This is a genomic window from Salinispora sp. H7-4 (assembly GCF_013416675.1).
In the GTDB taxonomy this organism is placed as follows: Bacteria; Actinomycetota; Actinomycetes; order Mycobacteriales; family Micromonosporaceae; genus Micromonospora; species Micromonospora vitiensis.
In genome coordinates this window covers 293,653-320,585 of record NZ_JABZED010000006.1, presented here as the reverse complement: position 1 = coordinate 320,585, position 26,933 = coordinate 293,653, and the positions used below count along the sequence as shown (strand labels likewise).

30 protein-coding genes and 1 tRNA gene are annotated in these 26,933 nt (G+C 68.8%); 17 read left to right on the top strand and 14 right to left on the bottom strand.

Annotated elements, in window-relative coordinates; translation table 11 throughout:
• Positions 1-25: 25 nt before the first annotated feature.
• Both H0524_RS07885 and H0524_RS07880 read right to left on the bottom strand, forming a co-directional pair.
• Positions 26-1,153, bottom strand: a complete 1,128-nt coding sequence (locus tag H0524_RS07885) for a PP2C family protein-serine/threonine phosphatase (protein WP_180198041.1) — start codon at positions 1,151-1,153, stop codon at positions 26-28.
• Positions 1,154-1,253: 100 nt separating this feature from the next.
• The gene (locus H0524_RS07880) at positions 1,254-1,898 is read right to left on the bottom strand and encodes a septal ring lytic transglycosylase RlpA family protein (RefSeq protein WP_180198040.1); all 645 of its coding nucleotides are present in this window, start codon (positions 1,896-1,898) and stop codon (positions 1,254-1,256) included.
• Positions 1,899-2,071: 173 nt separating this feature from the next.
• On the opposite strand from H0524_RS07880, the gene H0524_RS07875 reads away from it, so the two are divergent.
• Complete coding sequence (locus H0524_RS07875; protein ID WP_180198039.1) at positions 2,072-2,623, top strand: phosphoribosyltransferase family protein; 552 nt, start codon at positions 2,072-2,074, stop codon at positions 2,621-2,623.
• A gap of 128 nt (positions 2,624-2,751) precedes the next feature.
• Here H0524_RS07875 and H0524_RS07870 read toward each other — a convergent pair whose 3' ends face one another.
• The 4 genes from H0524_RS07870 to H0524_RS24525 all read right to left on the bottom strand — a co-directional run bounded on the left by H0524_RS07870 (position 2,752) and on the right by H0524_RS24525 (position 5,157).
• Positions 2,752-3,642: an LLM class flavin-dependent oxidoreductase gene (locus H0524_RS07870; RefSeq protein ID WP_180198038.1), complete on the bottom strand. Its 891-nt coding sequence runs from the start codon at positions 3,640-3,642 to the stop codon at positions 2,752-2,754.
• A gap of 113 nt (positions 3,643-3,755) precedes the next feature.
• Positions 3,756-4,235 (bottom strand): GNAT family N-acetyltransferase, encoded by a 480-nt coding sequence (locus tag H0524_RS07865; RefSeq protein WP_180198037.1) that lies wholly within the window; start codon positions 4,233-4,235, stop codon positions 3,756-3,758.
• Positions 4,236-4,308: 73 nt separating this feature from the next.
• Entirely contained in the window at positions 4,309-4,719 is a 411-nt protein-coding gene (locus tag H0524_RS07860; protein WP_180198036.1) for a VOC family protein, read from the bottom strand.
• 57 nt (positions 4,720-4,776) lie between these two features.
• Entirely contained in the window at positions 4,777-5,157 is a 381-nt protein-coding gene (locus tag H0524_RS24525; RefSeq protein WP_255435828.1) for a hypothetical protein, read from the bottom strand.
• Positions 5,158-5,562: 405 nt separating this feature from the next.
• Between H0524_RS24525 and H0524_RS07850 the strand changes: the two genes are divergently transcribed.
• On the top strand, positions 5,563-6,426 hold the full coding sequence (locus tag H0524_RS07850) for an alpha/beta fold hydrolase (RefSeq protein ID WP_180198035.1): 864 nt from the start codon (positions 5,563-5,565) through the stop codon (positions 6,424-6,426).
• A 277-nt stretch (positions 6,427-6,703) separates the two neighbouring features.
• Complete coding sequence (locus H0524_RS07845; RefSeq protein WP_180198034.1) at positions 6,704-7,093, top strand: hypothetical protein; 390 nt, start codon at positions 6,704-6,706, stop codon at positions 7,091-7,093.
• Between the two features lie 109 nt (positions 7,094-7,202).
• On the opposite strand, the gene H0524_RS07840 is transcribed toward H0524_RS07845, so the two are convergent.
• The 3 genes from H0524_RS07840 to H0524_RS07830 form a co-directional block, all read right to left on the bottom strand.
• Positions 7,203-7,742, bottom strand: a complete 540-nt coding sequence (locus tag H0524_RS07840; protein ID WP_180198033.1) for an alpha/beta hydrolase — start codon at positions 7,740-7,742, stop codon at positions 7,203-7,205.
• A gap of 589 nt (positions 7,743-8,331) precedes the next feature.
• On the bottom strand, positions 8,332-9,036 hold the full coding sequence (locus H0524_RS07835; protein WP_180198032.1) for an HAD family hydrolase: 705 nt from the start codon (positions 9,034-9,036) through the stop codon (positions 8,332-8,334).
• Positions 9,033-9,899, bottom strand: coding sequence for a GntR family transcriptional regulator (locus H0524_RS07830; protein ID WP_038848399.1), 867 nt, complete (start codon positions 9,897-9,899; stop codon positions 9,033-9,035). Before H0524_RS07830 ends, H0524_RS07835 begins: the two co-directional genes overlap by 4 nt.
• A gap of 409 nt (positions 9,900-10,308) precedes the next feature.
• On the opposite strand from H0524_RS07830, the gene H0524_RS07825 reads away from it, so the two are divergent.
• The 12 genes from H0524_RS07825 (at position 10,309) to H0524_RS07770 (ending at position 19,684) form a co-directional block, all read left to right on the top strand.
• The gene (locus tag H0524_RS07825) at positions 10,309-10,554 is read left to right on the top strand and encodes a DUF6284 family protein (RefSeq protein WP_180198031.1); all 246 of its coding nucleotides are present in this window, start codon (positions 10,309-10,311) and stop codon (positions 10,552-10,554) included.
• Complete coding sequence (locus H0524_RS07820; protein ID WP_180198030.1) at positions 10,554-10,928, top strand: RRQRL motif-containing zinc-binding protein; 375 nt, start codon at positions 10,554-10,556, stop codon at positions 10,926-10,928. The genes H0524_RS07825 and H0524_RS07820 overlap by 1 nt, the downstream gene beginning before the upstream one ends.
• Complete coding sequence (locus H0524_RS07815; protein ID WP_180198029.1) at positions 10,925-11,593, top strand: NUDIX domain-containing protein; 669 nt, start codon at positions 10,925-10,927, stop codon at positions 11,591-11,593. Before H0524_RS07820 ends, H0524_RS07815 begins: the two co-directional genes overlap by 4 nt.
• A 16-nt stretch (positions 11,594-11,609) precedes the next feature.
• Complete coding sequence (locus tag H0524_RS07810; protein ID WP_180198028.1) at positions 11,610-12,422, top strand: hypothetical protein; 813 nt, start codon at positions 11,610-11,612, stop codon at positions 12,420-12,422.
• Positions 12,423-12,504: 82 nt separating this feature from the next.
• Entirely contained in the window at positions 12,505-12,729 is a 225-nt protein-coding gene (locus tag H0524_RS07805; protein WP_180198027.1) for a hypothetical protein, read from the top strand.
• 97 nt (positions 12,730-12,826) lie between these two features.
• Positions 12,827-15,073 carry a cell division protein FtsK gene (locus tag H0524_RS07800; RefSeq protein WP_180198026.1) on the top strand — a complete coding sequence of 749 codons (2,247 nt, stop codon included), beginning with the start codon at positions 12,827-12,829 and terminating at the stop codon, positions 15,071-15,073.
• Positions 15,074-15,215: 142 nt separating this feature from the next.
• Complete coding sequence (locus H0524_RS07795; protein WP_180198025.1) at positions 15,216-15,458, top strand: hypothetical protein; 243 nt, start codon at positions 15,216-15,218, stop codon at positions 15,456-15,458.
• Positions 15,455-15,730, top strand: a complete 276-nt coding sequence (locus H0524_RS07790) for a hypothetical protein (protein WP_180198024.1) — start codon at positions 15,455-15,457, stop codon at positions 15,728-15,730. Before H0524_RS07795 ends, H0524_RS07790 begins: the two co-directional genes overlap by 4 nt.
• Complete coding sequence (locus H0524_RS07785) at positions 15,727-16,896, top strand: bifunctional DNA primase/polymerase (RefSeq protein ID WP_180198023.1); 1,170 nt, start codon at positions 15,727-15,729, stop codon at positions 16,894-16,896. The genes H0524_RS07790 and H0524_RS07785 overlap by 4 nt, the downstream gene beginning before the upstream one ends.
• A complete protein-coding gene (locus H0524_RS07780) occupies positions 16,893-17,999 on the top strand; it encodes an AAA family ATPase (RefSeq protein WP_180198022.1) in 1,107 nt (368 codons plus the stop codon). The genes H0524_RS07785 and H0524_RS07780 overlap by 4 nt, the downstream gene beginning before the upstream one ends.
• A 237-nt stretch (positions 18,000-18,236) precedes the next feature.
• On the top strand, positions 18,237-18,494 hold the full coding sequence (locus tag H0524_RS07775; RefSeq protein WP_180198021.1) for a helix-turn-helix domain-containing protein: 258 nt from the start codon (positions 18,237-18,239) through the stop codon (positions 18,492-18,494).
• A gap of 2 nt (positions 18,495-18,496) precedes the next feature.
• A complete protein-coding gene (locus H0524_RS07770; protein ID WP_180198020.1) occupies positions 18,497-19,684 on the top strand; it encodes a tyrosine-type recombinase/integrase in 1,188 nt (395 codons plus the stop codon).
• 90 nt (positions 19,685-19,774) lie between these two features.
• Here the strand turns inward: H0524_RS07770 and H0524_RS07765 are convergent.
• Positions 19,775-19,848: transfer RNA gene (locus H0524_RS07765), tRNA-Gly, on the bottom strand.
• 292 nt (positions 19,849-20,140) lie between these two features.
• Between H0524_RS07765 and H0524_RS07760 the strand changes: the two genes are divergently transcribed.
• Positions 20,141-21,136, top strand: coding sequence for a zinc metalloprotease (locus H0524_RS07760; protein ID WP_018728085.1), 996 nt, complete (start codon positions 20,141-20,143; stop codon positions 21,134-21,136).
• A 92-nt stretch (positions 21,137-21,228) separates the two neighbouring features.
• Here the strand turns inward: H0524_RS07760 and H0524_RS07755 are convergent, their stop codons facing one another.
• The gene (locus H0524_RS07755; RefSeq protein ID WP_180198019.1) at positions 21,229-21,765 is read right to left on the bottom strand and encodes a pyridoxamine 5'-phosphate oxidase family protein; all 537 of its coding nucleotides are present in this window, start codon (positions 21,763-21,765) and stop codon (positions 21,229-21,231) included.
• A gap of 77 nt (positions 21,766-21,842) precedes the next feature.
• Here H0524_RS07755 and dcd point away from each other — a divergent pair, with 77 nt between their 5' ends.
• A complete protein-coding gene (dcd, locus tag H0524_RS07750) occupies positions 21,843-22,421 on the top strand; it encodes a dCTP deaminase (RefSeq protein WP_018728083.1) in 579 nt (192 codons plus the stop codon).
• A gap of 239 nt (positions 22,422-22,660) precedes the next feature.
• On the opposite strand, the gene H0524_RS07745 is transcribed toward dcd, so the two are convergent.
• From H0524_RS07745 to H0524_RS07735, 3 genes are all read right to left on the bottom strand, one after another.
• Complete coding sequence (locus tag H0524_RS07745; RefSeq protein WP_180198018.1) at positions 22,661-23,677, bottom strand: NlpC/P60 family protein; 1,017 nt, start codon at positions 23,675-23,677, stop codon at positions 22,661-22,663.
• 357 nt (positions 23,678-24,034) lie between these two features.
• The gene (locus H0524_RS07740; RefSeq protein ID WP_180198017.1) at positions 24,035-26,230 is read right to left on the bottom strand and encodes a (Fe-S)-binding protein; all 2,196 of its coding nucleotides are present in this window, start codon (positions 26,228-26,230) and stop codon (positions 24,035-24,037) included.
• A 310-nt stretch (positions 26,231-26,540) separates the two neighbouring features.
• Positions 26,541-26,804 carry a cell division protein CrgA gene (locus H0524_RS07735; RefSeq protein ID WP_018217839.1) on the bottom strand — a complete coding sequence of 88 codons (264 nt, stop codon included), beginning with the start codon at positions 26,802-26,804 and terminating at the stop codon, positions 26,541-26,543.
• Positions 26,805-26,933: the final 129 nt, after the last annotated feature.

The window sequence follows — 26,933 nt, the reverse complement described above, 5'->3', positions numbered from 1 at the left end:
TCGCGGGTAGGCAACGACAAGCCCTTCACCCCTCCGCCGCGCCAACCTCCCAACTCGGCACGGCGGCCGAACCCCCGGGCCGGGTACCGGTGTACTCCATCAGGACCAGCGCGATGTCGTCGTCGAGCCGGTCATACACCCACTCGACCAGCGCTGACTCCAGAGAGGCCAGCCCGTCGGCGACGGTGCCATGCCCGAGCAACCGCCAGGCCCGATCGGCGGTCGGAAAGAACTCACCGTCCCGCCGGGCCTCGCCGAGCCCGTCGGTGAACAACAGCAGCCGGTCGCCCGGCTCCAACCGCTCCACCCGGGTTCGCACCGCGGGCATGAACCCCAACGGTGGTGCCGGCGCCGGCGGCTCCAACGCGATCACCGCCCCCCGACGCAACAACAGCGGCGCCGGATGTCCACAGTTCACGATGGTCAGGGTGCCACCCCGCTCCTCGACCAGAGCCGCGGTCACGAAGTCCTCGTCCCCCCCGCTCCGGGCCACCGCCCGATCCAGGTCCGCGACGACCGCCCGCAGATCCGCCCGCTCGTACGCCACATGCCGGTAGGAGCCCAGCACGATGCTGGCCAACCGGACCGCGTCCAGACCCTTACCCCGCACATCCCCGATGATCATGCGCACGCCGTACGGCGTGTCCAGGGCCTCGTACAGGTCACCGCCGATCTCCGCGGTGGCCGTGGAGGAGATGTAGCGGGCGGCGACGGCCAAGGGGCCAACCTGTGGACCGAGCGGACGGAGTACCGCCTGCTGGGCAACCGTGGCGAGCCTCGACAACTCCTCGATCCGCTCGGTCTGCCGCTGCCGGATCGACGCCATGGTGGCCGCCAACGCGGCGCCCAGGGCGATGCCAGCCACCGCGACCGCGGCCGGCAGCGACCCGGCCCCCTCGGCCAACGCGAAGCCGACGCCGAGGAAGACGGCTACGACCCCCACCCCCAGCACCACCTGCCAGGAGGCCAGGACGGCGGCCAGGAACGGGGCGGCAATCAGCAGAGCGATGTAGTTGGCCCCACCGCCGTCGGCGCTCTCCAGCGCCGAGACGATTACGAGCAGGGCAAGGGCCGCGCCGAGGCCGGCACGGGATCCGGGGCCCAGTGGGCCGCGGCCCAGCTGGGAAAGCTGTGTACGTACGAGGGACAGCATGCCTGATGGACCGTGACCGTTGAATGAACCTGACCTGACATCCGAGGCGGTTCTGGCTGGGCGGGTCACCCCGGGAAGCCGTTCGCGGTTGACGGCGGGCTCAGCCCAACACGTCGTATCGAACCTCGACGTGCCCCGCGCTCAGTGGGGCGATCACCGCGAAGGCCGCCTGGGACAGGTCGATGCAGCGCCCGGTGACGAACGGACCCCGGTCGTTGATCCGCACGGTCACCGACGTACTGGTGACCGGGTTGGTGACCCGCACCATCGTGTCGAACGGCAGGGTCTTGTGGGCGGCGGTCATCGCCGAAGGGTCAAAGGCTTCCCCGCTCGCCGTCAGCTGCCCCTCGGAGTAGTAGGAGGCGCCGCAGGACCCGGTCTCCACCACGGTCGGGTCGGTGTTGGTGGGCGCCGGCGCGGCGCTGGTTGACGTCGTCGCCGTCGACTGCGGCGTGCTGGATCTCGGCTTGCTCCGGGACGGCGCCTCGCTCTTCCGGGTCGGCGTGGGGCTCGCGGCTGGAGTAGACGGGGCGCTGGCACTCGGCGAAGCGGAGAGCGGGGCGGGCGTGGCGGCCGGAGAGTCAACCGTGGTCGGCGCGACCGCGACGGACCGGTCGGACTGGTTGGCGGAGGTCAGCCGGACGGTGCCCACGGTCCCACCGATCGCGAGCACGACACCGACCGCCGCGGTTGCCGCGACGCCGGCCCGGGAGACCCTTCGAGTACGCGCATGCCTGCCGGCCACCAGCCCGATCCTTTCGCCAACGAACAAAGCGGGTCGGACCGTAGCGAGCGAAGCGCATCCGAAGTCAACGTGATCATAGAGGTATTGCCCGATTTATGGTGAAACGAATAGCCGATCATCCGATCGGCGATGGTCCGCCCAGCCGATCGTCGGCGGTGGACCAGAATGGCGGCATGCGCCCCGAGCTGAGTCGACGTCTCGCCGAGCTGACCCGTTGGACCGACCCAGGACCGGGCGCCACCCATCTGGTGAGTGACATCTCCGGCTGGTGGCGGGACCCGGTGGTGCTGGCCCGCCTCGGCCCGGCCCTGGTCAGCCCCTTCCAGCAGTCCCAGCCGACGGTAGTGATCTCCCCGGCGGTCACCGGATACCTCCTCGGACCACTCGCCGCGACCGCGCTCGGCATCGGCTTCGTCGCGGCCCACAAGCCCGGCGACGGTCGCCTCCCCCCGGGCACGCTCACCTGGGCACAGGGCCCGCCGGACTATCGCGGCCGTCGAGTCGACCTCGCCGTACGCGACCAGAACCTGAAAGCCGGAGACCGGGTGCTGGTGGTGGACGACTGGGTCTCCACCGGAGCCCAGGTGCGCGCCCTCTACGACATCTGCGCGGCCCGGGACGCCACCCCGATCGGCACCGCCACCGTGGTGGCCGACTGTTCCCCGGAAGTCGCTGCCGAGCTCCGGATCCAGAGCCTGCTCACCGGCGCCGACCTCACCCCCTGAGCCGCAGCCGGGGCGGCTCGGTCAGGTGCGGGCCGGACCGCCGGAATAGGTCGGTCTGTCAGTCGTCGGTGTGGGGCGGACCGCCGGAATAGGTCGGTCACCCGAGGTCAGACGTCGGTGCGGGGCGGTCAGCCGGTCAGCCGGCGCAGCTCCGGCAGCTGGGAGGCGACCTCCACCAGGACCGCCTCCTCCCCCGCGTACCAGCTACTGGACCGGGGCCAATGGGTGATCACGTCGGTGAAACCGAGTGCCGCGGCCCGCCCCACCTGCTCGGCGAAGAACTCCGCGCTACGGAGCGAGAAGACCGGCGCGGAGTCCACCAACAGGTGCCGGTCGAGGGAGCCGGGCTCGCGCCCGACCGACGCCAGCGACTTGTCCAGCCGAGCGGCCAGATCCGCCACCCCGTCCCACCACGCCTCCACGTCATCGGTGGTGGGGCCGGTGGTCACCCAGCCCTGGCCGTACCGGACCGCGAGCCGCATCGAACGAGGTCCGTTGGCGGCGACGACGAACGGCACCCGCGGCGTCTGGACGCAGCCCGGGTTGTTCCGCGCGTCCACCGCGGTGAACCAGTCACCCCGCCACGTCGTCCCATCCTCGCGCAACACCAGGTCAAGCAGCTCGACGAACTCGCTGAACCGGTCCACCCGCTGCCGCGGCGGAAGGGTCTCGCCGCCGAACACCGCGGCGTCGAACCCGATGCCGCCCGCGCCCAGACCGAGCAGGGCCCGACCGCCGGACACATCGTCGAGGGCGGTGACCTGGCGGGCGAAGGCGGCCGGATGCCGGAAGTTCGGCGACGCGACCAGGGTGCCCAGCCGGATCTGGCGGGTCGAGGCCGCAGCGGCGGTCAGGGTGGTCATCGAGTCGAACCAGGGCCCGTCCACCAGGTCCCGCCAGCCCAGGTGGTCATAGGTCCAGGCGTGGTCGAAACCCCACTCGTCCGCCTGCCGCCAACGCCGCTCCGACTCCGCCCAGCGCTGGTCTGGAAGGATCACAATGCCGATCCGCATGATCACCAGCCTATCCCCTTCCCCTGACAGCACCCCCGTGGCCAGGGAGAAGGCTCGGCTGGTCCGCGAGCGGACCCACCCAACTGCTGATCGCCGCACGCAGCGGCGAGGCCCGCCCGTCAGCGCAGCGGCTTCGCCATCTGCTGAGCGGTCACCTCGTACCCGCTCTGCTCGTACAGGGCGATCGCCGGCTCGTTGTGACCGAAGACGTTGAGCCCCAGGCGCAGCGCCCCCGCCTCCCGGGCCAGCTCCTCGGCCGCCGACAGGATGGCAGCGCCGTAGCCCAGCCGTCGGTGGGCGGGATCAACCCTGATATCGAAGATCCAGGCCATCTCGGCCGAGTTGCTGCGCGGCTCGTCCAAGCCGAGCCAGAGGACTCCGACCGCCGCACCGCTGCTGTTCTCCGCCACCAACAGCCGATGGCGCTCGGTGGCCAGCCCGTGGGGCAGGAACTGCTCCCGATCCCGAGCTGCCTTCCGCCGGGCGACTTCGGTCGAGACCAACCCGGTCTGGGACTCCACATACTCCCGGAGCTGCTGATCCGAGTAGACGTCGTACTCGTCCTGGCGCATGTCCCGCAGTTTCACGACCTGACCCATGGTCGAAGGCTACTCGGGGGGCACGACCCGCGCCGGCCACAACAGTCGGCTTCGGACACGTCGGTAATCCAGCCTAGCCGCCCAGGTAGAGGCAGAAAGGGTGCCCAGCGGGATCGAGCAGTACCCGTACCCGCTGCTGTGGTTGGTGGTCGGCGACCGTCGCGCCCAGCTCCACCGCGTGCGCCACCGCCGCACCCAGGTCTGACACCTCAAAATCCAGGTGCATCATCATCTGTGGAGAACCTGAGGTGGTCGGCCACGTGGGGCGCTGGTAGCCGGCGGCGGTCTGCACCGCCAGATAGGCCACACCATCCGGCGCGGCGATGCTGACGAAATCCGGCTCCTCTTGGTGGACCTGCCAACCAAGCAACTCGGTGTAGAACCGGGCGAGCATCGCCGCGTCCGGTGCGTCCAGCACCACGCCCCAGTAGTCCCGCCGCCCTGCCCTCGGGGTGGCGCTGTCGTCCGTGATCCGCCCACGCATGGACCCATCCTGACTCGCTGGTATGACAAAAGCGGCAGGGAGTAGCCCAAAGACACGCTACCGGCACGCCGCCAACTCGTCGGCAGTTGGCCTTAGTCGTTCCCACTGCGGGTCGTAGCAGATCAACCCGTGGTCGACTGCGATCTGAGCAGCCGCGGCCGAAACTTCCTTACACACGCTGAACCGCATCGTGAAGTAGACAAACGACCCCGATGCCTCGTCCATCAACGGACCGCTGGACCACGGACTCACGTCGTCCTCGTCGTCGGATAGGTCGACCCACCGCTCCAGCAACGCGAGCACGTAGGCACGAATACGCGGGGTCGGTGGCTGCTCCTCACCCTCCGCGTATACGGCGTAACCCTGCTCATAGGCCCTGCCCGCAGTGGCGTCGTCGGCCGGCTGCTCGCCCTCCCAGACCGCCAAGTCGTAACTCATGCCGGGCATTCTGCCGACCCTGGCCTACAGTTTCACCTCGCCTGCGGCGCCAGACGGCGGGCGTGGTCGCCGTCTGCGGGTGCCCCTCCATTGATTTCCAGCATGGTCATGGCCTCGGTATGGCGGTGCGCGCCAATGCGACGATCACAGCCTCTGATGAAAGCCTGTTCCTTTACACGGTCGAGGACCCCCATCGGGGGGAGGTCCTGGGCGGCATCGAGTGGGTCGGCGTCGGGAACCAACATCCCGACGAGCTCCCATCACCCGAGTTGCTCGACATACAGCCTGCCTGAACCGCCGACTCAGCTACTGCCTCTCCCCAAGGGCAAAGCCAGGTAGCCTTGTGGGCGGCCAGCCTCAGGGGGTGTCGGCACATGGCCGATCCCACTTGATTTGATTACTCCCATGTACGTCACAGCTCCTGACCGCATTGGTGAAGTCCAGCTCTCTGACGGGCGGCTGCTGGGTTGGGCAGAATGGGGACCGCAGGATGGGACACCCGTGCTGTTCTCGCCTGGTGCCGCCACCAGCCGTTGGCTCGGGTTCGGCGCCGAAGTCATCGACCGGCTCGGCGTACGACTAGTTTCGGTGGACCGTCCAGGGCTCGGCGCCTCGACGCCACTGCCCGGTCGGACGTTCGCCGACTTCGTCGCCGACCTCCGACAGCTCACCACGATGCGCGGATTGGGTCGGCCCGCGATGGTCGGCAACTCACAGGGCGCGCCGTTCGCGCTGGCCTGCGCGGAGGGAGGTGTCACCGCGGCCCTCGCCATCGTCTCCGGCGCAGACGAGGTGGCCGCGCCGGACTTCGCCTCCGCACTGCCCGCCGAGCTACGCAAGCTCGTCGACTGGACGGTACGGGACCCAGCTGAGGCTGAGCGCTTCTTCGCCGGATACAGCGCCGACTCGCTGCTTGACTTTGTACTGGACAGCAGCCCGGAGTGTGACCTCGCGGTGTACCGCAAGGCCGGGTTCGCGGCCGCCTATCGTCGTGCCCTGAACGAGGCGTTCGCGCAGGGGGCAGCTGGGTACGCGCGGGACACGGTGCTGGCAATGAGCCCCTGGCCCATCGATCTCGGCAAAATCTCCGTGCCGGTCGACATCTGGTACGGCGAATTGGACCAGAGCCACTCGCCGGACAACGGATCGTTGCTCACCGCCCGGATACCCGGCGCCGAGCATCACCTCGTACCGGCGATCGGCGGAGCGGTGCTGTGGACACATGCCGAGCCGATCCTCCGCACCCTGTTGACCAGGGCCGGCACCTAGTCGTCGCCGACCACGACGCAACCACCTGCTTCTGCCGGCTAAACGACGGAAGCCCTGGCAGGACATGCACCCTGACCAGGGCTTTCGTGCGTGGAGCGGGTGACGGGAATCGAACCGGTCGGGCGGGACGGACCGTCAGGTTGAGGCTGTCAATGTGCCGCTGTCGACCGGAGTTGACCGCTGGAACGCGCACGGACCGGGCACGCCGCCAGATACTTGCGCCATGACCACCTCGACCAGAAGACTCGCGTCACCGCAAGCAACGTGAGGAATACACATGGGCGAAGACAATGCCGCACCGAGGGATGTCGCCGAGCGTCTGACGACCAGGCGGCAAGGGTTGTTCCGGAAGGTGGTAACCGGCGACACCGTGGGCCTCGATGACCGGGATACGGTCGTACGGTGGCTGCGCGAGCTCCATCAGGAGCGTGACCAGACAGTGATCATTCATCGGTCATGGGGGTCAGTTTGCGTGGTCGGCGAGGGACGGGCCCCGACCGACATCATGATGACCGAAGATGACGGCCGGATGTGGTACGCGGCCCGCGCGGGAAGCAAGATCCCGCAGAAGCGTCCCCAGCTGACCCCAGCCGAGGTAGAGCACGTCATGCTCGAGGCGCTGACCTCAGATACCCGGCCTCAGTGGCCAGAGTGGCGGGAATTCTGATCGCCCACGGCACCGGAGCGTGACCAGCGCATCTCCGACGGGCTCGGCCTGCACCACCGGTGGTGAGCCGTCCTGGTAGCGAGTGCGCCGGATCGTCGGCCTGGTGCGGTCAGACCAGTTGAGACAAGAACTTTTCCATTTCCATGCCAACAGCGGCCAGTGCATCGGTGTAGGCACTAAGTGGTCCATGCGGCCGCAGGGCATGGTTGGCGCCCTCGATGGTCAGGACCTTCTTGCCTGTCCGTCCTGCAGCGTCAGGAACCCAGGTTCGATCGTGTGTCCCCCCGACGAGCAGGGCCGGCGCTGGGTTAAGGGTGATCGCCTCGGCCACTGCGTTGTCGTTCAGGAGTGGCGTCAGCCAGATCGCCGGTAGTTGCCGCTCCGCCGCCAGCCCGGCGGCGTACGTCCCGAGCGACTTGGCGATGATCACGGGCTGCACGTTTGGTGCCGCATTGGTGAGCCGGTGCAGTGCCGCAGAGACGTGCGCCCGGACGAAAGGCTCGGGGCCGATGTCCAGCAGTCCCTTTGGCACGGTCCACGTAATGATCTCTTTTGCGGCGTCGAGGTCGGTGAGCGCTTCGCCGGCGAGGTTGAGCAACGGGGCTTGGGGGCCGTAGCCGCTCCCCGGGACGATGACTCCAGCGATCATCCGGCGACTGTAGCGGCTTGGTCCGCCAGCAGGCATACCGCATCGTACGCACGGTGATAGCCCGTCTGTTCACCCCTGGACGGACCCCTGGCCGCGCGGAGACATCCGGCCTGGCGTGAATCGCAAAGCGGGCTACCGAGGGCGGCGGACCGGCCACCGAGGCACGCTAATGGCACGAGCGCCTGTTTCAGCCGTCCAGAACGACGGAAGCCCTGGCCGGACATCTGTCCTGACCAGGGCTTTCGTGCGTGGAGCGGGTGACGGGAATCGAACCCGCACTGTCAGCTTGGGAACCGTACAAGGGCCACAGGTGATTGGGCCGAAGGGCAGATCAGCGAGAGATCGAGTGGCCTGGAGTGGCCCCACGTAGCCTGCCGCAATGGCCCGCTAATGGCCCGGATCTTGAGTTAGTTGCCCTATCCCCTACCGAGACACGGGGACACTTGGTACCCATGCTGTCCCGTGTTTTCGCAGCTCAGCCCCCACTGGGGGACAGCGGGGACACGGGGGACACCGGAGACAGAGCTTCGACCCTCTCGCGGCGCCAGCGGGTGGAAGCCCATCCACGGCTCGCATCTTGTCGGAGGGGTTAACTCGCGTTGTCGCTCCCCCGGTCAATCAGCGCGGCAGCTATCTCGCCCATGCTGGTGACCACCGCGTCCGCCCTGGCGAGCCGGAAGGCGTCGACCTTCGCCGGCCGATTCGCGTAGCCGATCACCGTGACCCCGGCGGCCCGCGCTCCCTCGATGTCCGAGAGCGAGTCACCGATCAGCACGCACCGGGTCGGTAGCTCGCCGAGGGAGCGCACGGCTTGCAGGATCGGTTCCGGATTGGGCTTCATGCGGCCCGGCTCGGCGTACGCCCGGCCAACCACCGGCGAGACGTACTCGGCGAGCCGATGCGCCGCGAGGTAGGCCGTTACCGCGCCGGCTGAGTTGTTGCTGACCGCCGCCACCGGCATTCCGGCCTGTCGAGCCGCCACGATGACCTCCCGGCCGTACGGCGTCGGCGCCGCAGTCTCGACGGCTCGGCGCTCGGCCCCGCAGAGCACGTCCTCTACTGCCTGCGTGACACCGTGGTCGCCGGCTGCGCCCGTGCTGCGTAGCACTTCGAGCGGGTCTGGCTCGCTGGCGAGATCCGGCGGTACGTCGACCCCGTGCCGCCGCAGCACGTTAACCAACTCGGCTGCGACCTGAGGCGCGGGATATCCGGCGAAGATGCTGCACACCGGTCCGTCGAAGTCGAGTAGCACCGCGCCGACTTCGCCAAACAGTCGATCGAGGTCGGCGCTCATGCGTCGTACCGGTAGGCGATGGTCGACCACACCGAGTCAAACCACTGGCGGGAGGCTTCCACGAACTGCGTGCCGTGAGACGTGTCGTCATCGGTCACCGCGTAGTGGAACAGCGGTACGTCCTTGCCCATGAGGTCGTAGATCGCCATGGGTTCACCCTTGATCGAGACGGTGCGTTCAACGACCGGGTAGAAGCCGTAGAAGACCTCTTCCCCGTTCAGGATGTAGAGCTTGAACAGGGGCGACGCTCGGTGCATCCGCACTTCTACCGTGGTCGACCGAATCAGACCTAGGTCGCCCAGCTCGGTTACCTGGTCGATGACCCCTTCAGCCGCTCGGCGCGTGATGCGCTCGGCTCGCTCTCGCACCACCGGATCGTCCGCCTGAGTTTCAGCCCGAGCGGGCAGCGCCATGGGCGCCGTCATGTCAGAGATCAGCACCCGCACCGCGATCGTTTCCGGCGCGAGCCTTCCAACCCGCACCTTGTCGAGCGCCTCGGCGAGCGCGTCCCGCAGCGTCTCGCCGGAGAACCCGGCAAAGTCGATGGTGACGTGCGGCCTTTCGAATGCGGCTTCGATGTGTGGCCGCAGCTCGACAGCCCGTTGTGTCTGCGCGCGAACAAACGCCCCACTGCCCTGCCGGGACACGATCAGCCGCTCTGCCCGGAGCAGGTCCAAGGCTCGCTTGACCGTCTCCCGCGCCACGCCGTAGCGGGTGGCTAGATCGGGCTGCGAGGGCAGCTTGTCACCGGGTGCGAGTCGACGCGTGAGGATGGCCGCCCGCAGCTTGTTCGCGATCTGCTGCGATGCCTGTTTGGGGTCGTCGGGGTCCAGCTCGCCGAGGAAGTCAAGGTTCTCGCTCACCCACCCACGGTAGCGCTGACTAGCCAAGTTGGGAAAGTTTGCCGCGCCCTCTTGACCTGACTAGCCAAGCCGGCTTACGTTCATCGCGTTGGACCTGGCTAGCCAGGAACGACAAGCCGAGCGGAAGCCGGGGAAGGTAGCGCCTGCGCTGCGCGCCCACGGGCCGGTCGTGTGGTCGTTCATTGAGAACTGAACAGCAGAAGCGCCGCGTAGATCCGTCTGCGGCATCCCCGCCTTGAGCCACACGGTGGCCGACCCCGGTGTCCTCCCGGGCGAGCGGGGCGAGCGGGCCGGATCCGGCGCGCGGCATGGACTTCTGCCTCTTGCTTTCTGTTCGTCCCGGGATGCGGCCGGTCTGGTCGCAACCCCGGGCTATCCCCCGACTTCATCGACTCCCCGGAGGTTTCCCGTGAGGAAGCACCTTGCCCCCGTGGCCGCCGAGCCGACCGCCGCCGACCTGGCGGCTATTGATCGTGAGTGGCCGGTGATCGCGGCCGAGCTGGACGTGTTGGACGCCGAGATCACGATGCTCTACGCCGAGGACCACGGCGGCCCGTCGCCGCTGGACTGGCGTCGGTTGCGCCGGGCCGAGGCTCGGGCTACCCGCGCCGCCGCCGACCTGGGCGCCCGCACCGACGCGCACCGCGCGGCCTGATGTCGCGCATCCGCGCCGTCTTCCACGATCCGAACGGGGACCGATACGGCATCCCCACCTACTGGTGGCGAGGTGCCCCGCCCGGCTACGCCACCCGCCGCCAGCTACGCGCAGCCGGCCTACGGCCTGGTGGTCAGCCGGTGGCCGCGCAGATCCTCTGGCGCGGTGTCGGCGGTACTCGCATGGCGTACCTGTACCGGCTGGACCTGGCACGGCCGAAGCGCACCGCCACCCCGGCCCAGCTCCGCGCTGTTCGGGCCGCGTTGACGGCCCGCCGCACCTGTCCGACCTGCCGGACCGTCCGGCCCTACTGCATCCCGCTCTCGCTCGGCGAGTGCCTTGACTGCGCGAACCCTTTGGAGGCTGCCGCATGAACGCCCGTACCTACACCGACCCGTCCGTCCTGGCCGGCATCGCCGCCGGAGCGTCGTGGGCCGACCCGGAGATGGACCCGACCCGTATCGACTGGACCGCCCGCCGGGCTGTCGCAGCGATTCCGTTTTCCCTGGTCGACGGCCGGCCGGTCAACCCGCACGCGCCGACCGGCATCCGCTACGGCCGCAACGAGCTCGGCCACTGGGGCGAGGCATTGGCCGCCGACGCGATCGTTACCGCCTCGGACCCTGACGGGTGGCGGTGGCTGCTGCTGATCGAGCGTGGCGACGGACACGGGTGGGCGTTGCCCGGTGGGCATGTCGACCCCGGCGAGGAGCCGACACACGCGGCGTTCCGGGAGCTGGCCGAGGAAACCGGCCTGATCGCCGACCCCACCGACCCGTCGGTCGACACGCTGCCGGCCCGCTACGTGCCCGACCCGCGCGCCTCCGATGAGGCGTGGATGGTCACCGTCCCCGTCCGTATCGACCTCGGCCACGGCTGGACCGTCCTGCCCGACGTGACCGGCCGCGACGACGCCCGCCGTGCCGTGTGGGTGCCCGCCGTCGACTACCCGTGCGTGGTTCGCCACCTGGCCGCCGCCTACGACGGCCAGGTGTTCCCCGCCCACCGCGACCTGATCGCCGACGCCCTCACTCGCTGACAAGGAGCACCCCCTGATGACTTCCCGTGTCCCTGGCCGTGGTTGGGCCTACTTCGGCGCGATCCTCGGCGGCGCGGTGTCAATCGCCGCGAACGTCGCGCACTCCTACGTCCCGCCAACCCCGCCGGACGGCGCACCCCCGGTGCCGGCGGACTGGACGCCGCAGGCCGGCGCGGTAGTCGGCGCGATCTTCTGGCCGGTGGCACTGTTCGTCGCCGTGGAGATCCTGGCCCGCGTCGCCTGGCCCGAGGGACGCCGCTGGTCGGCGCTTCGCTTCGGCGGTCTGGTGCCGGTGGCCACCGTGGCCGCGATCGTGTCCTACAAGCACCTGTCCGGGCTACTCGCCTTCTACGGCGAGGACGGCCTGACCGCCACCATCGGCCCCCTGGCCGTGGACGGGTTGATGATCATGGCGACCGGCGCGCTACTGGCCACCGGCATCCGCGCCCACGCCACCCCGGCCCCCGAGAAGGTGCCCGCGCCCGTAACCGAGGCGGCCCCCGTGCCGGCGGCCGAAGTGATCGAACCGGCAAGCCCGGCCGCGCCAAAAACCACCCCCGCCCCCGTGATCGAACCGGCAAGCACCCCCGACCCGACGCCGGCCCCCGCGCCGAAATTAGACGACCGGTCCCGCCGCGCCACCGCCCGCACCGCGTATCGGCGCAGCGTCACCGCCGGCACCCCGCTGTCCGGCGCCGCCCTCGGACGCCAGTTCGGCATGTCCGACCGGTGGGGCCGCGACCGAGTCAACGAGGTCCGCGCCACCGCCACCACGAACACCGCCCGCCGCGCGCCCGCCGTCCCGGCCGAGCTGCCGGCCGCCGCCTGACCGCCTCCGTCGCCACCGGCTCATCACCCGGTGGCGGTGGTGGCCGCCAGACCGTCTGGCCGCCGGAAGGGAAACACCCGTCATGGGTCTGTTCAGCAAGAAGCCCGCCCCCGCCCCCGCCCCGATCAACCGGGACGCGGTGCGCACCCTACTCACGCTCGGAATGGCCGAGACCGACGCCGCTGACCGCAACATCGACAGCCCCAGCTTCCGCGCCGCCAAGGCCAAGTTCGAGCGGGCGTTCCGTTCTGCCACGCCGGCTGATCAGGCCGCCGCCTACGACGCCCTCCGCCGACACGGCTACTGACCCGTCCCCCCGCCCGGCGGCACGGCCCTGGCCTCGCAAACCGCGCCGCGCCGCCGGCCCCCTACCGATCCCCTGACCTGTTGGAGGTTCCCCCATCATGACGTCCCCCCAAGACGACGAGCGTTTCGATTGGCAGGCCGCTGAGGCGGATCTGACCAACCCCACCACAGGTGGCCGGGATGCCGAGGTGGTGGACCTGGACGCTGCCCGGTCCCGCCGGCAGGGTCCGGTCACCCCAGACGACGGTGATGAAAGCGACCTGGACGACGACCGGCCGGCGGGTGGTCCGGTGTTGGTGGACAGTGTGGAGGCGCAGCGTCGGCCGCGTTTTTCCCTGGCCGGGTTCCGTAGCGCCGAGCGGGTGCCGATCCTGCCTGGGTGGTTGCGTTCCCGGGCGGAGTTCGCCGGGAACCTGACGTGGGCGGGCGGGTTCGCCGTGCACGCCGCCGGCTACCACGCGCTGCGGGTGCCGAAGTACGCGGGCCGGATCGTGCGGCGTGCCCCCCGTGGGCTGGGCCGGCTGGTGGGCGGGTACGTGCGGTGGCTGTTCGACCTGGAAGGCGAGCCGGTCCGGCAGGCGGTGGCCCGAGCCGCGATCGACAAGCCGGAGGAGGCCCGCACCTATCAGGGGTTGTCGCGGCAGCGTGACCGGCGGGTGCGCTGGCGCGGCCTGACCGCGATCGTCGCCGTGCTGGCCCTGTTCACCCTGGTCGGGGTGCTGGCCCTGGTTGCCCCGGGTGCGGTGCAACTCGCCGTCGGGGTCGTGGTGGTGATGGTGCTGGCGTTGCTCGGCGCGCCGGCGGACAAACCGCTGTTGGACACGGCCGTGGTTCGCACCGACGCCGCGCCGCTGACCAGCGCGGAGGTGTTCGCCGCGCTGGCGGCGTTGAACATCAAGGGCATCAACGACGCGATCCGGCGGGGCGACAACGGTAAGCGGTGGTTCCCGGCGCCGATCGCGCGGGAAAACGGCGTCGGCTGGCGCGCGGAGGTGGAGCTACCGCGCGGTGTCACCGCATCCAGCGTGGTCGAGAAGCGCGAAGAGTTGGCCGCCGCGTTGACCCGCCCGCTCGGGTGTGTGTGGCCGGAGGCCAACGGCGAGGTGCACCCCGGCCGGCTGGTGCTGTTCGTCGCGGACAAGGACATGTCCCGGGCGAAGCAGAAGCCGTTCCCGCTGCTCACGGCTGGCACTGTGAACCTGTTCAAGGCCGTGCCGTTCGGCACCGACCCGCGCGGCGCGCTGGTCACCATCACCCTCATGTACGCGTCCGTGATCATCGGGGCGTTGCCTCGGTTCGGTAAGACGTTCGCGCTCAGGTTGGCGCTGCTGCTGGTCGCGCTCGACCCCCGCTCGTGGGTGTTGGCGTTCGACCTCAAGGGCACCGGTGACCTGTCCCCGTTGGAGTCGGTTTGCCACGCCTACCGCGCCGGTGACGAGAAAGAGGACATCGAATACCTGGTCACCGCGCTGCGGGAGGTTCACGCGGAGATGCGCCGCCGCACGAAGGTGATCCGGGACCTGCCGCGTGACCTGTGCCCGGAGAACAAGGTCACCGACGAGTTGGCCTCCAACCGCAAGCTGGGGTTGCACCCCATCGGCATCGGGATTGACGAGTGTCAGCGCGGGTTCGAGCACCCGGTGTACGGGGCGGAGATCGAACAGATCTGCGAAGACCTGGTACGTCGTGGCCCGGCGGTCGGGATCATGCTCAAGCTGGCCACCCAGCGCCCGGACGCCAAGAGCCTGCCCACCGGCATCTCCGCCAACGCGGTACTACGGTTCTGCCTCAAGGTCATGGGCCAGACCGAGAACGACATGGTGCTCGGCACGTCGATGTACCGCAACGGCATCCGGGCCACGATGTTTTCCCGCCGGGACAAGGGCATCGGCTACCTGGCCGGTGAGGGAGACGAGCCGGTCATCGTCAAGACGTTCGAGATCGACGGCCCGGCCGCCGAAGCGATCGTCGCCCGCGCCCGCAAGGCCCGGGAACGCTACGGCAACATCACCGGCCACGCCGCCGGGGTCGTGCTCGACACCACCGCCGTGCGGCGGGACACGATCCTTGAGGACGTGGCCGGGGTCATGGCCGAGTCCGAGCCGAAGCTGTGGTCCACCGTGATCGTCAAGCGCCTTGCCGCGCTGCGGCCCGACGTGTACGCCGGGTTCACCGCCGACCAACTCCGCGAAGCGCTCAAGGTCCACGGCCTGACCACGAAGCAGTGCTGGGGCGAGGACACCGACACCGCAGAGTCCGGCAACCGCAAGGGCTTCCACCGCGACGACATCCTCAAGGCTCTCACCAAGCGTGACCGCGAGACGGGCAACGGCAAGCACAAGTAGCCGACGATCCGCCGCTAGGTCTAGCGGCCAGCCCCGCTAGACCTAGCGGCACCGCTAGCGACCCAAACAATTCCTGGCCAGCGCCCTAGCACCTAGCGGCGTCGGCCGCTCGCACCCTCAAAACGGCCTATGGAGGCGTTTCGTGCTGACCATCGCCGCGCTAGCTAGCCTGACCATCCTCGGTTACGCAGCGTTCTACCTGATCAAGTGCTACACCGCGCCGTTCGGCCCCTGTCACCGCTGCAAAGGCGTCGGTTCCCGGCGCGGCCTCATCCTCCGACACACACACGAATGCCACCGCTGCGCCGGCACCGGCAAACGAGTACGCCTCGGACGCCGCGTGATCGAACGCGTCCGCGACGAGTACCGGGCCGGCACCCGATGAACCGCCACAACCCCGACCACCACACCACCTGGTGCGCCCGCGGGCACCGCTGCAACCTCGGCGAACACCGATCCACCGAAATCGTGGTCGACCTACCCCGCCGCGCCCGCGCCGTACTCGTACGAGTCCGCACCGCCGCCGGCCGCGAGCACGCCGAGGTCCGCGTCAGGGTCGCACTCGCCCCCACCGAACTAGCCGCCCGCCGCCAACTCACGGGCCTACTCGGCGACGTACGCCACGCCATTACCCGCGCCGCGATCACCGGCCGATGACCGGCGGGCACTGGATCGGGGCGAGCAAAGCCCTCGGTCGGTTCGTATCAGTCGATCTGCCGTACCCGCACATCTGCGAACGAACCGTCGCCGCCGAAGACACCGCCTCCGGCCTGCCGTTGCAGGTCGCCCGGTGGGAGAAGGCCCGCTACTGCGCCGCGTGCGCCCACGAAAAGCACCTCAAAGCCCACCCATCCGATTCGAGGTCGAACATCATGCCCGAAGCCGCAACACTGCGCGAGGTAGCCCTTACCGCCGCCGCGCGCGGCTGGCACGTCTTTCCCCTACGGCCGAACGACAAGCGGCCCGCGTTTCCCAACCACCAAGCGGACGCCTGCACCGGCCGGGACCCACGCTGCCGCAACGGACACACCGGCTGGGAGGCACGCGCCACCACCGACCCCGACCGGATCCGACGCGGATGGTCCGAGACCCCGTATGGCGTCGGCATCGCCTGCGGACCGTCCGGGCTAGTCGTTGTCGACCTGGACGTGCGCAAGCCTGACCAGACCCCGCCGGCCGGCTGTCCACACCCAGCGGCCCACCACGGTGCCGAGGTGTTCGCCGCGCTGTGCGAGGCCGCCGGCCAGCTACGGCCCGTCGAGACATACACGGTGACCACGGGTCGGGGCGGTACCCACCTGTACTTCCGGCACCCGACCACCGGGCCGGCGCAACGCAACACGGCGGGGGAACGCGGTAACGGCATCGGTTGGCTGGTCGACACCCGCGCCCACGGCGGCTACATCGTCGCCGCCGGAAGCACCGTCGCAGGCCGCCCCTACACCGTCGCCCGTGACCTGCCGGTCGCCGACCTCCCCGGGTGGCTCGCCGAACGCCTCGCCCCCGCGCCGCTGCCGCCGCAACGACCGGTCGTCGTTGACCTGCCGACCGGGCGGACCGGGGCCTACCTGGACGCCGCAATCACCAGACAACTCGACCACCTTCGGCGGGCAGCCAAAGGTGAGCGCAACCACACGCTCTACGTCTCCGCCGTTGCCCTCGGCCAGCTCGTTGCCGGTGGCGCAGCACTCACCCGCGACCAGGCCGAAGCGCTGTTGGAAGAAGCCGCGCTGTCCATCGGACTGTCCCGGTTCGAGACGCTGCGCACGATCCGCTCCGGCCTCACCGCCGGTGCCCGCCGCCCCCGGACGGTGGCCGCATGAGCGCCGAACCGAATGAGCGACCGAACCTGCACGTCGCTGGGCCGGAGGATGCCGCCGAAGTGCTGTCGGCCGAGCAGGCGCGGCCAGCCCGGATCCGCACGTCGTGGTCCGCCGCCGACATCATGGCGATGACCTTCGCCCCGCCAAAGTGGGCCGTGCCCGGTGTGCTGTCCGAGGGCGTCAACCTGCTCTGCGGACCACCGAAGGTCGGCAAATCGTGGATGTCGCTCGGCCTCGGTGTCGACGTGGCCCTCGGTGATAAGGCGTTCGGCTCGATCCCGGTCGAGCGTGGCCCGGTGCTGTACCTCGCCCTGGAAGACACCGCCCGCCGCCTGCAATCACGGCTGAGCAAGGTGCTGGGCCAGAGAAAGGCCCCGGCCGGTCTCACCCTCGCCACCGAGTGCCCGCCCCTACCGCAAGGCGGAGACCGGGCCATCGCCGCGTGGCTCGACCGCAACCCATCCGCGCGCATGGTCATCATCGACGTGTTCGCCAAGCTACGCGGCAACTCCGCACCCGGCTCGTCCGCCTACGACGCCGACTACGCCGCCGTAGGCAGGGCAAAGAAGGTCGCCGACGACTACGGCGTCGCTTTCGTCCTGGTCCACCACGTACGCAAGGCCGGATCAGACGACTTCCTCACCGAGGTCTCCGGCACCAACGGCCTCGCCGGAGCCGCCGACGCCACCCTCGTCCTCAAGCGAGCACGCAACCAGGGCGACGGGGTACTACACGTAACCGGACGCGACGTCGACGAAAACGAGTACGCCCTGAACTTCGACACTACCGCCGGGGCGTGGCAGATGCTCGACGGCCCAGCCCAGGACCACCAGGTCGGCGAAACCCGCGCAACGATCCTGCGGTTCCTGCGAACCACCCCCGGCAGCACACCCAAGGCCATCGCCACTGAAGTCGGTCTCGCCTACGACAACGTAAAACGCACCTGTCAGCGAATGCTCGCCGACGGACAACTCGCCGCCGACACCGGCGGCCGGTACCGAGTCCCCGGTGTCCCCCCTGTCCCCGGTGTCCCCCAACCCACCCTGAACAGCGAAAACAAGGGGGACACCACGGGGACACCCGAACTCTGGCCGCAACCCTGACAAACACGCTGAAACAAAGGCGCAGTGCACTGTTTCAGCACCGACCCTATGTAGAACCACCCGGAGGCCCGAGATCTTGGCTCAGCGTGGCTCTCAGCGGCCCACCCTGCGGCCTTCTGCCATTGCAGCCCACCACCCTCGCCGAACCGCCTTCACCAGAGGAACGACCGCTACGGGCGCTCTTAGCGCCTTGCCGCACCACCCCTGACGGACCGCACCGCCCGGAAAGGACACCCGATGGCTAAGCGGATTACCCAGAACGCGCCGGTACTGGAGCTACCCGCCGACTTGCTGACCATCAACGAGGCCGCAAGCCGCATCGGCATGAGCGTGCGCTACGTACGCCGCGCCGTTGCCGAGCGGCAGATCGCTTTCCACCGTATCGGCCGGTCGATCCGGATCGACCCCGCCGACCTGGCCGCGTTCGTCCACGCCGGACGAGTCGAGCCCATGACCGCTGAGACTGTTTGGCGCGGATTGAGGAGTGCCGCCTGATCATGGCAAACCAAGAGGGACACCGCCGATTCGGCAACATCCGCAAGCGGGAGTCCGGCCGCTATCAGGCTCGCTACCCCGGCCCGGACGGGCGGATGCGCTCCGCCCCGCAGACGTTCGCCCGCAAGCCCGAGGCCGAGAAGTACCTGTTGCTGGTCGAGGCTCAGATGATGCGGGGCGAGTGGATCGACCCTGAGCGCGGCAAGATCCGGCTACGTGACTACGCCGAGCGGTGGATCGCCGAGCGGCCGAACCTGCGGCCCCGGACTGTGCACCTGTACCGCTGGACCCTTAGCAGGCACATCACGCCGCATCTCGGCGACATGCCACTTAACCGGATCAACACGCCCATGGTCCGCGAGTGGCGGGCACGACTGTTGGCCGAAGGCGTGTCGGTAACCATGGCCGCCAAGGCGTACCGACTGCTACGTGCGGTTCTGATGACCGCCGTCAAGGAGGACGAACTGATCAGGGCTAACCCGTGCCGCGTCGTCGGTGCCGACCAGGAGAAGCCCGCAGAGCGGCCGGTCCTCACTGTCCCGCAGATCTTCGCGCTGGCCGAGCAAATGCCGGAGCGCTTCCGAACACTAATCCTGGTCACGACGTTCGGATGCCTGCGGTGGGGCGAGGTGGTCGCCCTGCAGCGTTGCGACGTTGACCTGTCGGCCGGCACGGTTCAGGTGCGACAGGCGTTCGTTGAGCACCGGGGAACCGGTCTGATCCTCGGCCCGCCAAAGTCGCGGGCTGGCGCGCGGACCGTCGCCCTGCCCAAGGTGGCACTACCTGTGCTGAAACAGCACATGAGTAGTCACGTCGGCGAGGCACCCGAGGCGTTCGTGTTCACTGGCGAGGGCGGCCGAAACCTCTGGCGAGGCAACTTCAACAAGCTGGTCAAGTGGCCCGAGGCGGTCACTGCCGTGGGTGTTCCCGGCCTGCACTTTCACGACCTGCGGCACACCGGCAACACCCTCGCGTCGCGGGCACCAGGCGCGAGCCTTCGCGACATCATGGCGCGGATGGGTCACGACAGCCCTCGCGCTGCGCTGATCTACCAGCACGCCAACCGGGAGGCCGACCAGGGCATCGCCGACGCAATCGACAAGGCGGTCAAAGCGGCCCGGCGCAAGCCGAGCAAGCGCAAGGTCAAGCGGGTCGCCGAGGGTGACGGACCGGCCACCGAGGCGAGCTAATGGCCCGCTAATGGCCCATCCTTGTTTCAGCATGACCTAGAACAACGGAAGCCCTGGCGGGACATGTGTCCTGACCAGGGCTTCCGTGCATGGAGCGGGTGACGGGAATCGAACCCGCACTGTCAGCTTGGGAAGCTGATGTTCTGCCATTGAACTACACCCGCGGGCGGGACCACTCTACCTCAAGCACCACGCGGCGCACATCCCGGCACCCGCCGACCCGAGCAGCCGGCGAGCCACAGCACCTGGGCGGGCTGAACCCACAGCCGCGAACGACGGCGCCGACACAGCGGCCATCCGGACGAGCCCGGCCAGGGGGATGGAGCGAACTGCCGGTCAGGCCCTTCGGAGCCGCCTCAGCATTTTCAAACCTGTCGATGTCTTGTAAGGTCTGCCCCACGTTTCCTGCCATGGCACGCACACTCCCCCCGCTGTGCTGCCAGAAGGAGGTGGCCCATGGGCCTCCGTCCCAACCTACTGTCCCGTCGAAGCGCCGGCATCGCGTCAACGTCGCTCGCGCTACTCCTCGGCGCCGTCACGGCCGGCTACGTCCCGGCGCACGCGGCGCCGCTCGCGAACCACGCCGCGGAACACGCCGCGAGCGAGGAGTGCGAGCCGGTCCACGCCGACGCCAAGGCCCGGCCGGGCAGCATCACCGACCACGACCCGAACCACCTGACCGAAGCCGAGGTGGCAGCACGGGAGAATGAGCTGGTCAACCTGGTGGAGATGCAGGTGCGGCGCGAGGGCGCAGCCGCGTTCGCACCGGTGGCTCCCGCGTCGGTCGCCATCCCGGTGGTGGTGCACGTCATCCAGGAGAACAGCAGCCGGGCCGGCGGCAACATCCCGGACTCCATGATCTACTCGCAGATCGACGTGCTGAACGATTCGTTCGGCGGGGCGACCGGTGGCGCGCCGACGGCCTTCGGCTTCACGCTCCAATCGATCAACCGGGTTACGAACCCGAGCTGGTACCCGATCAACTACGGCTCATCATCGGAACGGTCGATGAAGAGGTCGCTGCGCGTCGGTGGCGCGGAAACCCTCAACATCTACCTCGGCGATCTTTCGAGCGGCCTGCTCGGCTGGGCAACCTTCCCGAAGCGCTCGATAAACAAGATGGACGGCGTCGTCGTGCTGAACGAGTCGCTGCCGGGTGGCACCGCCACCAACTACAACCTCGGCGACACCGGCACCCACGAGGTTGGCCACTGGCTGAACCTCTACCACACCTTCCAGGGCGGCTGTAGTGGCTCCGGGGACGGGGTCAGCGACACCCCGGCCGAAGCCTCCCCGGCCTACCAGTGCCCCACCGGACGGGACACCTGCTCCTCGGCGGGCGTGGACCCGATCCACAACTTCATGGACTACACGTACGACTCCTGCATGTACGAATTCACTCCGGGCCAGGCCAGCCGCATGCTGACCGCCTGGAATGCGTATCGGGCATAGCCCTCGACCGGTACGGCCCGCTGCCGGCTCCCAAGGTTTGGAGCCGGCAGCGGCGCTTGCCGGGCCGGCGCTCAGGCTTGCCGAGCCGGCGCTCAGGCCGCCGCGCTGCCCTGATCGACGGTGGGGGCCGGCGAGCCGGCGCGTCGAGGCTGGCCGGGGTGACCCGACGCGGTCTGACCACCCGGCTCCAGCCACACCTGAACCGCCGGTCTCGCCACCCCGGCGATGTCGTGCTGGGCGATCATCGCGACATCAATGCTGAACTCGAAGAGCCGCCAGTCGATGTCGTAGATCGCGCAGTGCCGGCGGGCCAAGCGGGTCACCCGGGCCGGATCCGTCACCAGCTGTGCCCGACCCGCGAGGTAGGCCTCGTCGTCGCTCTCCTCTGCGGGGAAAGAGTGCAGCGCGTAACGCCCGTCGCGCTCCAGGTCACGCCGCTTGGGCGAGTCGATCACGAAACAGAAGAGGCCCTCTTCGGCGAGCACCGGGGAGACCGGATGCACGCGAGGACCGCCATCGGCGCGGACCGTGGCCAGGTAGCCCAGGCCCGGCCCGTACTGCTGGAGAAGCCGGCGAACCCCGTCGGCGAGGCGGGGTACGTCGGCGGCGAACTCGGACCAGGAAGCCATACCCGCACCCTATCGAACGTGCGTTCGAATGCCCAGGCGAAATGGGCGCGTGTCGTCCCACTCGCTATGGTGGTCCGATGCTTCTCTCCGATCGTGACCTGGCCTCCGAGATCAAGGCCGGCACGCTGGCGCTGGAGCCGTTCGATCCCGCGCTGGTCCAGCCATCCAGCATCGACGTACGGCTGGACAAGCTCTTCCGGGTGTTCAACAACCACCTGTACACACACATCGACCCGTCCCAGCAGCAGGACGACCTGACCTCGGCGGTCGAGGTGCCCGACGGCGAGCCGTTCGTGCTGCACCCCGGCGAGTTCGTGCTCGCCTCCACCCTCGAGGTCATCTCGCTCGGGGACCAGCTCGCCGGCCGGCTGGAGGGCAAGAGCTCACTCGGCCGGCTCGGGCTGCTCACCCACTCGACCGCCGGCTTCATCGACCCGGGCTTCTCCGGCCACGTGACGCTGGAACTCTCCAACGTGGCGAACCTGCCGATCATGCTCTGGCCCGGCATGAAGATCGGTCAGCTCTGCATCTTCCGCCTCTGCTCACCCTCCGAGCACCCCTACGGATCGGCCGTCTACGGGTCCCGTTACCAGGGGCAGCGGGGCCCGACGCCCAGCCGCTCCTGGCAGAGTTGGCGTACCTGGCCGACACGCTGACGCCGGGCGACCCAGCGGTTGGCCACGGGCTGAGCCGGCGGCTACCCCACGGGCTGAGCCGGCGGCTACCCCACGGGCTGAGCCGGCGGCTACCCCACGGGCTGAGCCGCCGGCTACCCCACGGGATCAGCTGGCGGCCATCTCACGGACGAGCCGGCGGCGGCACCGCCGGGACCGACAGCCACCCGACGAGGCCCCGGACGAGACAGCTCGTCCGAGGCCTCGGTTCAGTCGCCGGCTCAGCCCGGTCGACGGAAACCGGCGATCGACGGCATGGTGTTGATGCTGGAAACCATGACCGGCTTGCCGGTCCGGGGCGCATGCACCATCTGGTCGTTGCCCAGATACAGGCCGACGTGGTGCAGGTTGCTGGGGCTGGAGAAGAAGACCAGGTCACCGGGGCGCGCTTCGGACCGCGAGATCGCCTGGCCCTCGTTCCACTGGGCGCCGGTGTAGTGCGTCAGGTAGACACCGGCCGCCTTGTACGCGTACTGCGTCAGGCCGGAGCAGTCGAACGAGTTGGGGCCGGTGGCACCCCAGACGTACGGGTCACCCACCTGAGCGCAGGCGGTCCGGATGGCGGTCCGGGCAGCTTCGCTGACCACACCGTTGATGGTGGGGCACTGCGGGGTCGACACCGTCGTCACTGGGAGTGAGTCCTTGAGGCGTGTGATCTCGGTGTCGATCTGTTTCTTTCTCGCCGCCAGCTCGCTCTCCTGCTTATCCTGCTCCGCAATCAGCTCGTCGAGCGAATTCTTCTGATCCTCGTACTTTTTGCGGATCGTCAGCACTTCCTCGAGCTGCCGGTTCTCCATCAGGGCAACCCGATTCAGCAAGGCCAACTCCTCGCTGATCTCATTCGGGTCATCGCTCACCAGCAGCGCGCCGAGTTCCCGTGACGGCCCACTGATGTAGTACTGCGAGGCCAGCCCGCCGATCCGCTTCATCGCGGTCTCGGTCTCCTGCTGGAGCGGAGCGAGCTTCTCCGCGAGCTCCTCCGACTTCTCGCGGTTGATCTTCAGCTCCGCCCGAACCTTGTTGTACTGCGCGATCGTGGGCTCCATCTCGCGCCACTGCTCGTCAATCGCGGCCTCGATCTCCTCCACGGACGGCTCGGCGTACGCGGGGACCGCCAGCACACCGAGACTGACCGCTACCGCGGCGACCGCAGCGAGCAGACCGTGAACGGACCGACGCAATCCGCCCGAACGGCGTGGCCCTACCCAGTCCTGGCGATGAGGGGGCGTGGTTGCCACCAGCACCGACTCCTTTTGCAACCCAGACCACGGGGCGCCTCGGGACAAGGGGGGGGGTACGAGGCAGACGATCCACCGCAGCGCAGGCACAACAATAGGCAGGGTCTGGCACAGAATCAAGGAAAGCCAACGGTTTTACTTCTGTGTAGTCGCTCGCCCACAAATAGTGCTGACCCAACTCAAAAAATGCACACTTTCAACGATATTTATATCCACACCCGTTACCTTCCGTAGTCGAGACGTAGCCGGGCTGATACGAAGCGACCGGCGGCCCGATGGGATGCCGCCGGCGTCCTGGTCCGGAAGCGGCTCTACCAGGTGCCGGCTCGGCACCTGGTAGAGCCCGCCATGGCTAGATCAGCCCGCGACCTGTGCACTCTTCTGGTCAACCGGCGGCTGCTCCGGGCGCACCGACCGGAGCAGGACGCTCGCCACGTCCACCACCTCGACCTGCTCGCCAGCGCCCTTACCGTTCACGCCGTCGTTGAGCATCGTCGAACAGAACGGGCAGCCGACCGCAACCATCGCTGCGCCGGTCGACATGGCCTCCTCGACCCGATCCACGTTGATCCGCTTACCGATCTTCTCCTCCATCCACATGCGGGCGCCGCCGGCGCCGCAACAGAAGGAGCGTTCACTGTTCCGCGGCATCTCGGTGAGCTCACCCTGGACCGCCGTTCCGAGCACCGCACGCGGCGGAGCAAAGACCCGGTTGTGCCGACCCAGGTAGCAGGGGTCGTGGTAGGTGACGCCGCCATCGACCGGCTGCACCGGAGTCAGCGCGCCGGTGGCCACCAGGTGGGCCAACAGCTGGGTGTGGTGCACCACCTCGAACTCACCACCGAGCTGCCCGTACTCGTTGCCCAGGGTGTTGAAGCAGTGCGGACAGGTAGCGACGATCTTGCGCCGGCTCTGCTCCCGGCCGTCGAATGCCTCGTTCAGAGTCTCGACATTCTGCTGGGCGAGCATCTGGAAGACGAACTCGTTACCGATCCGGCGGGCCGGATCGCCGGAACAGGTCTCCCCCTCGCCCAGGATGGCGAAGGAGACGCCGGCCTCGTGCAGCAGTGTGGCGACCGCCCGGGTGGTCTTCTTGGCCCGGTCCTCGAAGGCGCCGGCGCAGCCAACCCAGAACAGGTACTCGAAGTCGTCAACCTCGCCGACCCGCGGCACCTCAAAGTCGAGACCCTTGGTCCAGTCCTCCCGGGTGTTCTGCGGGGCACCCCACGGGTTGCCCTTGTTCTCCAGGTTGCGCAGCATCACCCCGGCCTCCGAGGGGAAGCTGGACTCGATGAGCATCTGGTAGCGACGCATGTCGACGATGTGGTCGACATGCTCGATGTCGACCGGGCACTGCTCGACGCAGGCCCCGCAGGTGGTGCAGGACCAGAGCACGTCCGGATCGATGACACCGGACTCCTCGGCCCCGCCGATCAGCGGCTTCTCCGCCTCGGCGAGCGCCAGCGCGTCAACGTGGGCGAGCTGCCCGTCGGTCGCCTTCTCCGCACCGGTCAGATCCTTGCCACCGCCAGCCAGCAGGTACGGGGCCTTCGCGTAGGCGTGATCGCGGAGGCTGAGCACCAACAACTTCGGCGACAGCGGCTTACCGGTGTTCCACGCCGGGCACTGGGATTGGCAGCGGCCGCACTCGGTGCAGGTACTGAAGTCCAGCAGCCCCTTCCAGGTGAACTGCTCGACCTGGGCGACCCCGAACTGGTCCTTCTCCGGGTCCGCCTCCTCGAAGTCGAGGAGCTCGCCGTTACTGGTCATCGGCCGCAGCGCACCGAGCCCGGACCCCGGCCGACCCGGGTTGCGCTTGAAGAAGATGTTGGGGAAGGCCAGGAAGCGGTGCCAGGCGACCCCCATGGTCACGTTCAGCGAAATCACGATCAGCCAGGTCATCGAGATCGCGATCTTGATGACGGCGGCGACGCTGACCCCGGCCTCCCAGTTCGGTAGCAGGCCGCCGACCGCATGACTGAGGGGCGCCGCCCAGACCGGGTACTCGAAGTGATCAGTGGCGACCTTGAAACCCCGGATGAGGAAACCCATCACCAGGACGCCGAGGATGACGGCCTCGACGAAGTAGCCCTGCCACATCGTTGAGCCCGTGAACCGGGATTTCCCACCGGGCCGGGTCGGTCGGTTCCGCAGCCGGATCACGATCAGCACCAGGATGCTGGCGATCCCGAAGATGCCGAGCCACTCGGTGACGAGACCGTAGACCGCCCAGTTCCCGACCAGCGGGAGCCCGCCGGTGGGAGAGACGACCTCGAAGTACGCCTCCAACACCAGCAGCGACAGCACGATGAACCCGACCATCACGAACCAGTGCGCGGCCCCCACCAGGCTCCAGCGAAGCATCCGGGTGTGCCCCGCGGTCTCCGCCAGCATCGTCCGCGTCCGCGTGGCCCAGTCGGTGAAGCGGGCCGGATCCGGCTGTCCCAGCCGGATCACCGCCACCATCTTGCTGACTGCCCGCACGGCGAGCCACACCGCCACCGCGGTGATGGCGGCCGCGACGATCGTGGTGGCGATCTGGACGCTGCCCATCGAGTCGGCCCTCCCGGTCTACTACTGCCTCGAGCGGCTCGGCGATCGGTACCCGGCCCAGACGCGGTCGGCGACACTCTGCCGCGTACTCGGCCCCGGACCGATCGTTGGACCTTGCCTCACCCGGTCGTGCAGTGCAGCCTACGCGCACGGTTACCCATCGGTAACGTGACGCATCTCGCATCCCTGAACGATGCCGTCCTGCGCCACACCCTAAGGTGCCGCGTCCGGCAGCGCCGGTTGGGGCCGAGTCGACCGGGCGGGCCAGGCGAGCGCGCCGGCTCCGGCCGGCGCGCGGGTGAACGCGTGGTCAACGCCAGCGCGAGAGCAGGATCAGGGAGCCGACCATTGCGCCGAAGCCCACCGCGAGGTTCCAGTAACCCCACGACATGACCGGATACGCCTGCTCGGAAAGGTAGTAGACCACCAGCCAGCCGATGCCGGCGACGATGAGCGCGACCGCCGTGACCGGCAACCAGACCGGGCTAGGCTTACGCGTCGCCGCCGTCGCCGTCGGACGCACATCCGTCGGCGGGGTGTACACCTTCTTCTTACGAACCTGAGACTTGGGCACGACGCTCTCCAGAGGGGGTGACGACCTCGTCCGGCCTGACAACCGGGCGCGAGGGCGACGGTCCATGGCCAATAATGTTCGACAGCTAGCGTAGTCCGGAAGACCCGTTCAGGCCACGAAAGGGTCTTC